This window comes from Haemophilus haemolyticus M19501 (genome assembly GCF_000222025.1).
In the GTDB taxonomy this organism is placed as follows: domain Bacteria; phylum Pseudomonadota; class Gammaproteobacteria; order Enterobacterales; family Pasteurellaceae; genus Haemophilus; species Haemophilus haemolyticus_G.
In genome coordinates this window covers 1-14,845 of sequence record NZ_AFQO01000001.1, presented here as the reverse complement: position 1 = coordinate 14,845, position 14,845 = coordinate 1, and the positions used below count along the sequence as shown (strand labels likewise).

Annotated in this window: 11 protein-coding genes and 1 tRNA gene; 4 read left to right on the top strand and 8 right to left on the bottom strand. The window is 38.5% G+C overall.

Annotated elements, in window-relative coordinates:
* Positions 1–180 precede the first annotated feature (180 nt).
* On the top strand, positions 181–1,572 hold the full coding sequence (locus GG9_RS08335) for a DegQ family serine endoprotease (protein ID WP_032825013.1): 1,392 nt from the start codon (positions 181–183) through the stop codon (positions 1,570–1,572).
* A 52-nt stretch (positions 1,573–1,624) separates the two neighbouring features.
* Here GG9_RS08335 and mfd read toward each other — a convergent pair whose 3' ends face one another.
* From mfd to GG9_RS08365, 7 genes are all read right to left on the bottom strand, one after another.
* Positions 1,625–5,065: a transcription-repair coupling factor gene (gene mfd / locus GG9_RS08340; protein WP_032825017.1), complete on the bottom strand. Its 3,441-nt coding sequence runs from the start codon at positions 5,063–5,065 to the stop codon at positions 1,625–1,627.
* 102 nt (positions 5,066–5,167) lie between these two features.
* Complete coding sequence (locus GG9_RS09560) at positions 5,168–5,341, bottom strand: DUF5363 domain-containing protein (RefSeq protein ID WP_005629803.1); 174 nt, start codon at positions 5,339–5,341, stop codon at positions 5,168–5,170.
* Positions 5,338–7,308, bottom strand: coding sequence for a tRNA(Met) cytidine acetyltransferase TmcA (locus GG9_RS08345; protein ID WP_005629801.1), 1,971 nt, complete (start codon positions 7,306–7,308; stop codon positions 5,338–5,340). Before GG9_RS08345 ends, GG9_RS09560 begins: the two co-directional genes overlap by 4 nt.
* 4 nt (positions 7,309–7,312) lie before the next feature.
* Positions 7,313–7,654, bottom strand: a complete 342-nt coding sequence (locus GG9_RS08350) for a SirB2 family protein (protein ID WP_032825012.1) — start codon at positions 7,652–7,654, stop codon at positions 7,313–7,315.
* A gap of 61 nt (positions 7,655–7,715) precedes the next feature.
* Positions 7,716–9,386 (bottom strand): energy-dependent translational throttle protein EttA, encoded by a 1,671-nt coding sequence (gene ettA / locus GG9_RS08355; protein WP_005629798.1) that lies wholly within the window; start codon positions 9,384–9,386, stop codon positions 7,716–7,718.
* Between the two features lie 162 nt (positions 9,387–9,548).
* Entirely contained in the window at positions 9,549–9,872 is a 324-nt protein-coding gene (locus GG9_RS08360) for a HigA family addiction module antitoxin (protein ID WP_005629796.1), read from the bottom strand.
* A gap of 10 nt (positions 9,873–9,882) precedes the next feature.
* Positions 9,883–10,188, bottom strand: coding sequence for a type II toxin-antitoxin system RelE/ParE family toxin (locus GG9_RS08365; RefSeq protein ID WP_005629794.1), 306 nt, complete (start codon positions 10,186–10,188; stop codon positions 9,883–9,885).
* Between the two features lie 325 nt (positions 10,189–10,513).
* On the opposite strand from GG9_RS08365, the gene zevA reads away from it, so the two are divergent.
* Positions 10,514–11,134, top strand: coding sequence for a zinc transporter binding subunit ZevA (zevA, locus tag GG9_RS08370; RefSeq protein WP_005629791.1), 621 nt, complete (start codon positions 10,514–10,516; stop codon positions 11,132–11,134).
* Positions 11,135–11,136: 2 nt separating this feature from the next.
* A complete protein-coding gene (gene zevB / locus GG9_RS08375) occupies positions 11,137–12,105 on the top strand; it encodes a zinc transporter permease subunit ZevB (RefSeq protein ID WP_005629789.1) in 969 nt (322 codons plus the stop codon).
* A 102-nt stretch (positions 12,106–12,207) separates the two neighbouring features.
* Here the strand turns inward: zevB and GG9_RS0108385 are convergent.
* Positions 12,208–12,283 (bottom strand) — tRNA-Asn (locus GG9_RS0108385).
* A 353-nt stretch (positions 12,284–12,636) separates the two neighbouring features.
* Between GG9_RS0108385 and GG9_RS0108380 the strand changes: the two genes are divergently transcribed.
* Positions 12,637–14,845: ESPR-type extended signal peptide-containing protein (locus GG9_RS0108380; RefSeq protein ID WP_032825011.1), on the top strand; the 2,209-nt coding region annotated here is incomplete at its 3' end.

The window sequence follows — 14,845 nt, the reverse complement described above, 5'->3', positions numbered from 1 at the left end:
TATTGACTAGAAAATTGCGCGTATTAGAACATAAATTTATAGAATTTGCTACTTGTAAGGCGTTTTTGTACTGCTCCGATTTCCTTTTTAACAAGATAATCTACTCTCCTATTATTGAACATTTTTTTTATTTTTTTGTCTTATAGACCACGTTATCTGAAACCTTATTTTGGAGTATTTATGAAAAAAACACGTTTTGTATTAAATAGCATTGCACTTGGATTAAGTGTATTAAGCACATCATTTGTTGCCCAAGCCACTTTGCCAAGTTTTATTTCGGAACAAAACAGTCTTGCACCAATGTTAGAAAAAGTTCAACCTGCGGTGGTGACGCTTTCCGTTGAAGGGAAAGCCAAAGTAGATTCTCGTTCTCCTTTCCAAGATGATATTCCTGAAGAATTTAAATTCTTCTTTGGGGATCGTTTTGCCGAACAATTTGGTGGACGTGGAGAGTCAAAGCGTAACTTCCGTGGTTTAGGTTCTGGCGTCATTATCAATGCAAGCAAAGGTTATGTTTTAACCAATAATCACGTTATTGATGGGGCTGATAAAATTACCGTGCAATTACAAGATGGCCGTGAATTTAAAGCAAAATTAGTGGGTAAAGATGAACAATCAGATATTGCGTTAGTTCAACTTGAAAAACCAAGTAATTTAACAGAAATCAAATTTGCTGATTCTGACAAATTACGCGTAGGCGATTTCACTGTTGCAATTGGTAATCCATTTGGTTTAGGTCAAACGGTGACATCAGGTATTGTTTCTGCATTAGGTCGTTCAACAGGCTCTGACAGTGGTACTTATGAAAACTACATTCAAACCGATGCAGCCGTAAACCGCGGTAATTCGGGTGGTGCATTAGTCAATCTAAATGGCGAACTTATTGGAATTAATACCGCAATTATTTCGCCAAGCGGTGGCAATGCAGGAATTGCCTTTGCGATTCCAAGTAATCAAGCAAGCAATTTAGTGCAACAAATTTTAGAATTTGGTCAAGTGCGTCGCGGATTGCTTGGTATTAAAGGTGGCGAACTCAATGCTGATTTAGCCAAAGCCTTTAATGTAAGCGCGCAACAAGGCGCATTTGTGAGCGAAGTTTTACCGAAATCTGCCGCTGAAAAAGCAGGTCTTAAAGCGGGCGATATTATCACGGCGATGAACGGTCAAAAAATCTCAAGTTTTGCTGAAATGCGTGCAAAAATTGCAACTACTGGTGCAGGCAAAGAGATTAGCTTGACTTACTTACGCGATGGGAAATCCCACGATGTTAAAGTGAAATTACAAGCGGATGATGGCAGCCAACTTTCCTCAAAAACTGAGTTGCCTGCATTAGATGGCGCAACATTGAAAGACTACGATGCAAAAGGCGTTAAAGGCATTGAAATCACAAAAATTCAACCTAATTCGCTGGCTGCACAACGTGGTTTAAAAGCGGGCGATATTATTATTGGTATTAATCGTCAAATGATCGAAAACATTCGTGAATTAAATAAAGTGCTTGAAACTGAACCGTCAGCAGTTGCACTTAATATTTTACGAGGTAACAGTAATTTCTATTTATTAGTGCAATAATCTACTTGATATATTTAAGAAAAAAGTCCGATCACAATGATCGGACTTCTTTTTATGCCGCAATCGTTCTTAACAAATCCACCACAAATTCTAACCGCACTTTGTTATCTGATAGGTCTTTCATAAACTTAAATTTTAATGGGCCATCAAAGCGATACACAATAGGTTCTTTTTGAATTAATTGAATAAATTTATCGGGATTCACTTGTGCTTTTGCTGAAAACTCAATAAAACCGCCTTGCGTTCCGGCATCAATTCGCACAACTTTTAACGGCTCAACCAATAAACGCAACTCTGCAATTTGCAGTAGATTTTTTGTCGCGTCAGGCAATAATCCAAATCGATCTATCAACTCGACTTTTAACTCGTCCAACTCTGATTTACTCTCTGCTGCGGCAATACGTTTATAAAAGGATAAACGCATATTCACATCACCTAAATAATCATCTGGCAATAAAGCAGGTATGCGCAATTCAATATCCGCTTGTTGTTGCGTCAATTCCTCTAATGATGGTTCTCGCCCTTCTTTTAACGCTTTAACCGCTGCATCCAATAATTCCATATAAAGCGAAAAACCGATGCTTTCAATTTGTCCGCTTTGTTCATTACCGAGCAATTCGCCAGCGCCACGAATCTCTAAATCGTGAGTTGCCAAGATAAAACCAGCCCCAAGATTATCAAGATTTTCCAAGGCATCTAGACGACGTTCGGCATCTTTTGTCATCATTTTTGGCGGTGGCGTAAGCAAATACGCATAAGCCTGATGATGTGAACGCCCGACTCGTCCACGTAATTGATGCAACTGAGCCAAACCAAAATGATCCGCTCGTTCAATAATAATGGTATTTGCCGTTGGCACATCAATACCCGTTTCGATAATGGTTGAACAAACTAATACGTTATAACGCTGATGGTAAAAATCACTCATCACACGTTCTAACTCACGTTCTCGCATTTGTCCGTGCCCCACAATCACTCGCGCCTCTGGCACAAGTGCGGTCAGTTTTTCTGCTGTATTTTCAATGCTTGCAACATCATTGTGGAGATAATAAACCTGCCCGCCACGTAAGATTTCACGCAAAATCGCTTCTCGTACAACAAGATCATCATTCTGGCGAACGAAGGTTTTAATACTTAATCGGCGCGCAGGAGGTGTAGAAATAATGGACAGATCACGAATACCATTCATCGCCATATTAAGGGTTCTAGGAATTGGCGTTGCCGTTAGGGTAAGAATATCGATATTCGCACGAAGCTGTTTGATTTTCTCTTTTTGCCCTACACCAAAACGGTGTTCTTCATCAATAATCAACAAGCCAAGATCGTTAAATTTGACATCTGATTGAATTAATTTATGGGTACCAATTAGGATATCGACTTTGCCTTCTGCAAGATTTTCCAGAATTTGTTTTTGTTCTTTTGCAGTTTTGAAACGCGATAACACTTCTACGTTCACAGGCAAGTTCGCAAAACGATCTTTAAAATTCTCATAATGCTGTTGAGCTAACAATGTGGTTGGCACTAGCACTGCTACTTGTTTATGATTCATCACAGCCAAAAAGGCAGCGCGCATTGCCACTTCAGTTTTACCAAAACCCACATCACCGCAAACAAGGCGATCCATTGCTTTTGGCTGACACATATCAGAAATTACCGCATTAATTGCCATTTCCTGATCGTAGGTTTCTTCAAAAGGAAAAGTTGCAGCAAATTGTTGAAATTCTTCACGATCATATTTAAAGGCAAAGCCTTTTGTCGCTTCACGTTGTGCATAAACATCTAGTAACTCTGCCGCTACATCACGAATTTTCTCCGCTGCTTTTTGGCGTGATTTCGCCCAAGCCTCGTTACCTAATTTATGTAATGGCGCACTTTCATCAGAACCACCAACATAACGGCTAATCAAATGTAATGAAGTCACTGGCACATAAAGTTTTGATTCATTGGCATAATTTAGTAGCAAATATTCTGCTTTAATTCCGCCTGTATCTAAGGTAACCAAACCGCCATAACGTCCCACACCGTGATCAAGATGCACAACTGGTTGCCCTATTTTCAACTCGGCAAGATTGCGTACAAGTGTGTCAGGATTAATCGTTTTACGTTTATTTCTAGAACGTTGTTGAACACGTTCGCCAAGTAAATTAGCTTCGCCAATAATCGCAACAGGAAATGATTGTTCAATAATAAAACCTTGTTCAAGAGAGCTGACTAACAAGCTAAATTTTTCATTCTTAGCCTGTTCCAAAGATTGAATTTGTTTTGGTTTAAGTTTTAACGCTGAAAGCAAATCAAGCAAAGTCTCTCGGCGACCTTCCGTCTCCACCGAAAACAGTATATTTCCTTTAAAATGCTCAATAAATTGGCGTAATTGCCCCAATGGTTCTTTTTGCTGGGATTGAATAGTCACTTCTGGTAAAGCGGCAACAGGTAAATTTTTCTGGCGTACTGATGACCGCACTTTTTCCGCTTTAAATGTAATACGTGGATAAGATTTCAATCGGCGATTAACTTCATCAACATTGAGCCATAATTTTTCAGGCGATAAAAGCGGACGCATTGGATCCACTTTACGTTGTTCATAACGCTGTTTGGCATCTTGATAAAAACGCTCGCCTTGCGTTTGGTTATTTTCCATATCCACAAACAGCGTTTGTTCTGGCAAATAATCAAACAACGTCGCCATTTCAGAAAAGAAAAGTGGCTGCCAATATTCAATGCCAGAAATCAAGGTACCCTTACTGATTTGCTGATAAATATGTTCGGGATCTCGACGAATTTCGCCAAAGGTTTCACGAAATTGTGCACGGAAAAATTCAATCCCTTTATCATCCGTTGGAAATTCGTGCGCTGGTAAAAGGTTAATTGAGTTGATTTCATCAAGAGTACGTTGCGTATCCACATCAAAAGTTCGAATGGAATCAATTTCATCATCAAAAAAATCAAGACGAAAAGGCACCGCACTTCCCATTGGGAAAAGATCCAACAAAGCACCACGAACTGCGTACTCGCCGTGTTCTAATACTTGCTCCACAGCTCGATAACCCGCTGCTTCTAATTGTAAGCGCATTTTATCGATGACCAAACGATCGCCTTTTTTAATCAGAAGTACATTGTGTTGTAAATATTGCGGCGGGCAAAGGCGTTGCATTAATGTCGAAATCGGCAATAAGAAAATGCCTTTTTTCGCATTTTGTAAATGGAAAAGCGCACTTAAACGAGAGGAAATAATTTCTTGATGGGGAGAAAAGGTATCATAAGGTAAGGTTTCCCAATCAGGAAAAAGGCATACATTTTGGCTGCTTAATTCCGATAAAACACGTGATAAACGCACCGCACTTCGCGTATCTGGTGTGACTACTACAGTTAAATTTTGATTTTGCTCTGCAATTTCACTAATCGCCAGTGCATCAGCACCTTGTAAGACATTGCCTAAAATTTTATGATCATTAGGTTGGGTTGGAATATCAGGTTGGAAAAAAGCCGTTTTCATAAATATAAATAATGCGTCAATCTTGTATAAAAATTGACGCATAGTGTACTGGAATTTGAATTATCTTTCAATAAACTTACTGTTTAAAAAAACAGTTAATATTTATTTCTTTAAAGAAGATTCTTCTTTCTTCAAATTACCATTTTCATCTTCTGTTGCTGATATAGGCACGCAGCTACAATTCGGTTGATCTAAACCCCATTTTTTAATGAAATTGTCATATTTTTCAAGTGCGCGTTTAAACCAGCCTTTTGGTTTTGCGGTTTGTTCTATCATAAAGTTCCTCGCTCTAAATATTGTTTAATTTCTAAACGTAGCCATTCTACGCCTTTTTTCTTGTTAATGGGAAGTTGTTTTTTTGTTAAATAAGCGGAAATTAATGGGAAACTTTCTTTGCCCGCTAATTTTAATAAACGCCTTATTGCAGGAATGCTTGAAAATAAAGTGCGGTAAAAATTAGCGAAGTTTTTTAAGCTAATCCAATCAAACTCATCAAGCACCCAATCAAGATTATTTTGTTCAAAATTTATGGCGAACGGATGAAAAGATAAAGGGATATTACGCTGAAATTGTTTGTGTGCAGTATCAACTAAAGCCAAGCCTTCTTTGGAAAGACCTTTAAGGGCAATCGCTGAATAACAACCACTACTCGCTTCTTGATGTTCGCCTAAATGCACCAAAACAAAACCGCACTTTTGCCAAAATTTTGCGAGTTCGTCAGTGTAACCAAAACTTACCGAAAGAAAATCCACTTCTGAATTTTCCATAAATTTCATTAGATTTTGACCAATACCTTGTTTTTGCCAATTTGGCTGAACCGCGATACGAGAAATGCGTAAAGATCGTAATTTACAGGCGTGGGATAAATTTTCATGGAAACATAATGCCTGTGGCACCAGATTCCCTTTCGGACGGCGTTTGCCTTGTTGAATTTGAATAATCAACTCATCATCTGCCATATTTCCTTCTTCTAATGCCCAAATTGCACCGAGCAAATTCTGTTGATATTCGGCAAAATAAAAACGTTGATTTTCTCCATCAAGTAAACGGCGAAGATCGAGTGGCGATGTGCGGTAGTGAGCAATCGTCATTAACCCATAAAAATTTCGAAAGAAAAATTGATGACTATATTCCCCTTGGCTGCCCTTGCTTGTGAGGGGTGCTACCGAAGGCTGAGGGGGGCTGGCTATATCTAAGTCCCCCTTCCGCCCTGCGGGCACCTTCCCCCGCAAGCAGGGGAAGGAAAGGTTTTTAGCGTTTTCCTCAATGTTATAAGTAATATCGCTATAGTCGAAGTGCTGAAAATCATCTTCGGCATTTAGCAACAAAAGATCATCAATAAAATGTTCTAAGGGATCATTTTCTTGCCAACGTAGAGGCTGTTTAAGCTCAAAATGCTGAAAAGTGCGGCGAATTTTCCGTTTAAATTTTAATTCGAAACCACGCCCCGTTCCTTCGTAGCTATGAATTGTAGTACTGAAAACAATATGTTGAAAATATTGAGAATATTGTTGCAATAATGGCAATGGGATCATCGCAGCTTCATCTACGAGCAACCAAGCAGATTGACTAAATTCAGGTTCATTTTGTAACCGAATAGCCAGTTCATCGGGGGCGATAAATTCTATCTCTCGTTCTGAAAATTCAATAACCGAATGTACCGCACTTTTATTCGGTGCAGTGAGATAAACTGGTGCTTGAATTTGGTTAGTAAGTATCCCCAATAATGCCGATTTCCCTCTTCCCCGCTTGGCGGTTAGAAAATAAATATCCTGCTCAGCCTGTAAAATAGTCTCGATAATTTGTTGTTGCGCTAACGTGGCATTTTTGTGATGCTCGTTAGAATAAAAAACATGGGGAAATTCAACCGCACTTTCCTCTCTTAAAATAGGGAAATAATAGCGTTCAATGCACTGTTTGAAATGATCAATAAAATTAGGTGTAGCAATCGCTGACTGATTTCCATTCCAACGTAAACTATCTTGATCTGGTTGCTGAGATAAATTTTCCCAATCAGATAACACTAAACAAAGTGTGCCACCCATTTTCAGTGTTCCAGCTGCAATAGCCAGCGCTTCAAGATGAATGCCATTTCGTCCATCAAATAAAATATGTTCAAATTCTTGTCCAAGCAAATTCGTTGCTTTAGAAAAAGCTATGCCACTTTCGCCGATAATCAAAACGTTATCAGGCACAAGTGGCAAGGTTTTGCAGATTAAAATTTGAAGATGGCGAGATGGCATCGTGTTATTTTAAATAGGCAATTAACATCGCACCAATAAAACTTACGCAAGCAAGCCAAAAGAAAATAGGTTTTGGTTGCACAACCTTTTTACTGAAAAATTTCGCAGCAAACAGAATATACAAAATCAGTAATGCGAATTTAGCTATCAACCACCATTCAATATCAAAAACAAAGAGATATAAAATGACGGCACCAGAAACAATCAACAAGGTATCTGATAAGTGAGGTAAAATTTTTAATAATTTTATCGAACGCCAATTTTTACCATTAAGCTGCATTGCACCACGAATTACTAACAATACCAAACTTAAAAAGGCGAAAAAAATATGTAAATGAATTAGCATAATCACTCCCAAAAAAGTAAGAAAAGTGCGGTCAAAATCCACCGCACTTTCTCAATCTAAATTACTTCGCAATACGTTTATATTTAATACGATGTGGCTGAGTTGCTGCATCGCCTAAGGTTTTCTTTTTCCACTCTTCGTAGTCTGAGAAGTTACCTTCGTAGAACGTCACTTTACCTTCATCGCCGTAGTCTAAAATATGCGTTGCGATACGATCTAAGAACCAACGGTCATGGGAAATCACCATTGCACAGCCTGGGAATTCTAAGATCGCATTTTCTAAGGCACGCAAGGTTTCAACGTCCAAATCATTGGTTGGTTCGTCCAATAACAGTACGTTACCTCCACGTTGTAGCAGTTTCGCTAAGTGTAAACGACCACGTTCCCCACCCGATAATTCGCCCACGCGTTTTTGTTGATCTACCCCTTTGAAATTAAAACGTCCAACATAAGCACGGCTTGGAATTTCAAAGTTGCCGATAGTGAGAATGTCTTGCCCATTAGACACTTCTTCCCACACGGTTTTCTTATCATCCATAGCGTCACGGAACTGATCCACCGAAGCAAGTACAACGGTTTCGCCCATTGTAATAGATCCATTATCTGGCTGCTCTTGACCTGACAACATACGGAATAAGGTTGATTTACCTGCACCATTTGCCCCGATAATACCAACGATTGCGCCTTTTGGAATGCTAAATGATAAATCATCAATCAAAGTGCGGTCGCCATAAGATTTGGTTAAGTTTTGCACTTCAATGACTTTATCGCCTAAGCGTGGACCTGGTGGAATAAAGAGTTCATTTGTTTCGTTTCGTTTTTGATATTCGCTAGAGTTCAATTCATCAAAACGAGCCATACGCGCCTTGCTTTTTGCTTGGCGACCTTTTGGATTTTGACGAACCCATTCCAACTCTTTCGCAATGGATTTTTGACGTGCATTTTCAGCTGCTTGTTCTTGTTCCAAACGTTTCTCTTTTTGCTCTAACCAAGAAGAATAGTTACCTTCCCAAGGAATGCCCTCGCCACGGTCAAGCTCTAAGATCCAGCCAGCCACGTTATCTAAGAAATAACGGTCGTGGGTAATTGCGACAACAGTGCCTTCGTAGTCGTGTAAGAAGCGTTCTAACCACGCCACAGATTCCGCATCTAAGTGGTTAGTTGGTTCGTCTAATAAGAGCATGTCTGGTTTTTCAAGCAATAAACGGCAAAGTGCCACACGGCGACGTTCGCCCCCTGATAAATGCTCAATTTTTGCATCCCAATCTGGTAAACGTAATGCATCTGCGGCACGTTCTAATTGGTTATCTAAGTTGTGCCCATCGTGTGCTTGAATAATGGCTTCAAGGTTCGCTTGTTCTGCCGCTAATTTATCAAAATCTGCATCAGGATCCGCATAAAGCGCATACACTTCATCTAAACGAGTAAGTGCATTTTTCACTTCAGAAACCGCTTCTTCCACTGCTTCACGCACGGTTTGTTGCGGCTCGAGTTTTGGCTCTTGCGGAAGATAACCGATTTTAATTCCTGGTTGTGGACGAGCCTCCCCTTCAAACTCTTTATCTACGCCCGCCATAATGCGTAAAAGAGTCGATTTACCCGCACCATTTAAACCTAAAACCCCGATTTTAGCACCAGGGAAAAAGCTTAAAGAAATATCTTTCAAAATATGACGCTTCGGTGGCACAACTTTGCCGACACAATGCATCGTATACACAAATTGAGATGACATTAATAATTCCTCACAAAAAAATTCGCCCTATTCTACTGGAAAATAGGGCGAAAATATAGAAAACAAGTGGACAGATTTTACAAAAGTTTGGCGAAACCTAACCACTTGTAAATATTTAGAGTGAAGTATTCTCTAAATTAAATAGACACATTAGGACTTAAATTACATTGCAAATGCAGAAGTGCCATGCCGATGTAGAGCGGGCTTAACATTCGCAAGGCTTTGTTGAAAACGTTTATTGTGTTCAAGCTCCCATAAATCAATACGTGTTTGCAGATTAAGCCAAAACTCAGGCGTAGTATCAAATGCTTTAGCTAGTTTAACTGCCATTTCTAGCGTAATTCGTGAACTATTATTAACAATGTTGCTTGCCGTATTACGATGTACATCTAAAATTTGAGCTAAATCATTAATTTTAAGACTTAAAGGTTCTAAAAACTCTTCTTGTAGAATTTCACCAACAGAAGTGGGTTTTCTCGTCATCATATTATCTTCCTTATAAATTATAAGAATGTGGATCTAAATATAAATTATTTACTTCGTTATTCTCATATTTAAAAATTAGGCAATATTGTTTATTTACTCGAATGGAATAAATTTTATTTTCTTTTGGCTCAAGCAACTCTAAGTGATTAACCGGCGGAGAACGTAAATCATTGATGTTTTCTGCAGCACTTATCATATCCAATTTTCTTGCCAATACTTTAGATAAATTAGAAGGAATCTTACTATGAGCATCACCATATTGATAAAACCTATAAAGATAATCATCTCTAAAATGCTCACGCTTTAAATTAAACATCTATTATTCTCTTGGTTATACTCGAGTTGATCATAATAAGAATAAATGCACAATGCAAGAGTGCATCTTTCGACTTAGATAAAAAAAACCACCCGAAACGGGTGGCAGGAAAGTAGTTTAGCTATATTTATGATTATTTTATTTAGGAACTTTATGAATATCAAGCAATCACTTGACGGGGGCTATGTTACTGAATATTCAGAGACGAGGGAAATGCTATTGAGAGTTTTTTTGATTTACATCAACATTTTTGACAGAAAAATTCGTTTTTGCGTGTAGAATAAACAACTTCAAATTCTATCATTCAAAATAATTAGGATTTTTTGTGAAAACGTATTCATTATTACTCGGTCTATTCATTAGTTGTGGTGTTTTAGCTCACCCTCACGCATTTATTGATATGCAAAGCACGCCCATTATAGAAAATAATCAACTTACTGGCTTTTCAATGAAATGGACGTTGGATGAACCAAGTTCGTCTGCGATTATTTATGATATGAAACAAGCTAGAACTAAAGCGGAGAAACAAAAACTTCTTGATGATGTCATGGGAAATATCGTCAGTGAACATTATTTTAGCTATCTATATGATGCTCAGAATAATAAAATCAAATATTCCCCTCACCCAAAAAATTACGGCATTAACGTTCAAAGCTTACAACTTCAATATTATTTTGATGTGCCACTCGCCCATTCTCAAAAGTTAGAAAAAAACACATTTAGCTTACAAACTTACGATCCCACTTATTATGTGGCAATGACTTACGCCTCAAAAAGTGCGGTAGATTTTTCCGCACTTCCGAAAAATTGCCAAGGAAAATTAATTGAACCTAATGTGGATGAAAAAATCCAATCCTACGCATCTTCACTTGATAAATCCCAAAAGAACGAAGATGATTCCTTAGGCGTAATGTTCGCGCAAAAAATAATAATTCAATGTGAGTAGAAATGAAAAAATATAAAACTGGTCTCGTGATATTAGTGATTGCACTCGCCTTATTTGGCTATTTTTCCCCTTGGTTTTTCTTACATATTGCTGCATGGCAAAAAGATTTTAATCAGCTTATTTCGGAAAATTTACACCAAATTCAAAATAATAGCATCAAGGCAGGCATCACGCTTATTTTTGCTAGTTTCATTTATGGGGCATTACACGCGCTCGGTCCGGGACACGGCAAATTTATTATCGCCAGCTATCTTTCTACTCATGAAAGCCAATTAAAACAAAGTACTATCTTGAGTTTACTTTCTTCCTTAATGCAAGGCATTGTCGCGATTACAGCAACAACATTGCTCGTTGTAGTACTTAATCTATCATCACGTTATTTCAAATTAAGCCAGCTTTGGTTAGAACGAACTGCCTTGCTATTATTGGTATTTCTCGGCTGTTATTGGATTTGGCAAGGTTTACGTACCTATCGTAAAAAAGCTAAATTAGCCATAAAATCTCTAAATCCCCTCCCCCTACACGAAAAAAGTGCGGTGAAAAATAACCGCACTTTTCAGCCAAACACATGTAGTTGTGGACACCAACATTTGCCAAGCCCCACGCAAACTGCACAAGCAACCAATCTAAAATCACAATTTCTCGTGATTTTAACAATTAGTATGCGCCCTTGTAGCGGTGCAATTTTCGTTTTATTTTTAGCTTATATGCTTGATCTTTATAGCTGGGGAATTTTAGCTGTATTAGCCATGTCTTTCGGCACAGGACTTATGCTGTCAGCCTTCGCTGGGATTGTACGTTACGCACGAAATACCGCCATTCACTTAGGGCGTTGGTATGCTTCAAAACATACGAAAGGAAAAGGCGAAAGTATCGTGAAATTAATGGCGGGTGGAATAATGTTATTTTTTGCCTTGAGCTTGTTGTATGGAACAACTATTTCCACTGGCGGAAGCAAAATCCTATTTTGAAGTTAAAAATAAAGCCCATCAACATGATGGGCTCAAAATCTTTTGGTTGCTAATTTAGAATTTGTAAAAGGAGACAAACAAACTCTAAACCAAAAGAAAAATTGGCTCCTCCTGCTGGACTTGAACCAGCGACATATGGATTAACAGTCCACCGTTCTACCGACTGAACTAAGGAGGAATAAACTTTGTATCACAAGGAATAGGGCGCGCATTTTAATAAGGAGCTCATTCCTTGTCAATCAAAATTTATAAAAATGTAAATTTAATTTACATTTTATTTATTGAATTGATAATTAGTTGTCACATTATGTTTATGAAGTTAATTTGAACCTCTTCTTTTCTTACGAATCTTTACAAATCTTTACAAATCTTTACAAATCTTTACAAAAAAATAAGCATCAATATATTGATATATATATATATATATATAATCGCGAACTTTTATCTCACACTTATTTAAACGTCACTATCTAGAAAATACGTTAAAAATATGCGGGTTATTTATACCCCTGAAATAAAGGTTATTTATTTATGAATCGTATATTTAAAATCATTTGGAATAAAACAACACAGAGACTAGAGGTTGTTTCAGAATTAGCGAAAGGTTCAGTTAAAGCTAGCTCAACATCTAGCTCGGAAAAAAATAACAAAACACTCCCTGTATCTATTCTGGCTACACTAGTTACCTCTATTCTTGCAAGTAGTGTTTCTTATGCTGCAATCAATTACGATGACATCCCTAAGCAGGGCGTAGCTGCTGTTTATGATGCAGATAGTGGCATTTTAAAAAATATGGCGTTAGAAGGAACTCTCAACTCTGGAGTTTTATCTGCTATAGATGCAGTAAGTTCATTAAACACAATGTTAGGGCACTATAAAGGTTTTGTGCATGTTAATTCAGAAGGGGATAAAACTAATAAGACTGGTATTTGGGACGATTGGCTTACAGCTCAGGACTCAAAAGTAGAGGCTGAAACAAAAAACTCAGGAGGGGCATTTAGTGATAACTTGGGTAAATTTACAGAAAAATCTGGTGCTCAAGGTTCTCGATCTGTTGCTGTTGGTGTATATGCTAATGCCTTAGCTGCTGATTCTATTGCTATCGGCTCTCGAGCAAATGTTAATAACTACTGGGGAAATCAATATCGAGAAGCTTTAAATGGTATTGCGATTGGTAGACAAGCACAAGTTGAAGGTGCAACAAACTCAATTGCATTCGGTACTAATGCAAAACTTCTAGCCAGTACTCCTTATTCACTAAAACCTGATAACTCTATTGCTATCGGTAATAAAAGTACTGTGAACTGGGCAAGCAATGCTATTGCCTTAGGTAATAATACAAGTATTACAGGAAGCCACGTTGTTAATAGAGCTTGGAAAGGCTCAGATAACAGTATTGCGATTGGTAATGAAACAACAGTTGGAGGTGAAGATACTGTTGCAATCGGTAGTAGTGTAAATGCACAAAGAGAAAATACCGTTGCTATTGGTACAAATGTTACTGCAACAAGAGAAAATTCTGTTGTTATTGGTCAAAATGCAAGTGCAACGAGAGAAAGGGTTGTCGCCATTGGTGCATATGCAACTGCAGGAGGCGATAGAACTGTAGCGATCGGTCCAGAGGCAACAGCCAATGGTTCAAGATCTATTGTGATTGGTGGCTTGGGAGATAATAAAACAGATAATCAAGCAAAATCTGAAAGTGGTGCAAATCAAGCTATTGTAATTGGTAATGGTGCACAAGCGAAAGCTGCTGCCAGTTATTCTATTACTTTAGGTAACAGTGCTAAAACAGAGGCAGCTACAGGGATTAGCATTGGTGACCGTGCTAATGTTGCTTCTGGTGCAAATAATGGTATTGCCTTAGGGCAAGGTGCAGTTGCTAATAATTCTGGTGATATTGCTATTGGTCAATCTTCAAGTACATCTACTAAGCATGCAGTAAGTGATATGAAAATCGGAGACACTACGCTATCTAAAGGTGTTGCCGCAACCGATAATGGCACTGTAAGTTTTGGTAATGACAATGTTAAACGACAAATCCAAAACGTTGGTGCAGGCGAGATCTCTGAAAATTCTAGTGATGCTATTACTGGTTCACAACTTTACCATGTAATTAAAGCAGCTGATGAAATTGCTAAAACGGAATATAACTTCCAAGTAAATGGCACGAATATTAAAACCATGCGTAACAATGGCACATCATCAGCTAATAATGCTAATAATACGCTTGATTTCAAGGCTGGCGATGGATTAGAGGTTGCCTATGAAAACGGAGCTGTAACTTATAAATTAAATGCTGAATCCAAGAAATCTATTGCTGATGCTAAAGCAGCCGCAAAAACAGTAAGTGATAAACTAGTTGAGATCGATAAATCAGTTGCTCGAGCAGAAACGGCAGCGAGTAATGCAGCAAATTCCGCAACCTCAGCAGCTAACTCTGCAACCTCTGCGGCTAACTCTGCAACTTCTGCTGCTAACTCAGCAACATCAGCGGCTAACTCAGCGACATCAGCGGCTAACTCTGCAACTTCTGCTGCAAATTCCGCAACTGAAGCCGGTAAATCTGCAACTTCTGCAGCTAACTCAGCAACATCAGCGGCTAACTCAGCGACTTCTGCAGCTAACTCTGCAACCTCAGCAGCTAACTCTGCAACCTCTGCTCAGAACTCAGCAACTTCTGCTGCAAATTCCGCAACTGAAGCCGGTAAATCTGCAACTTCTGCAGCTAACTCAGCAA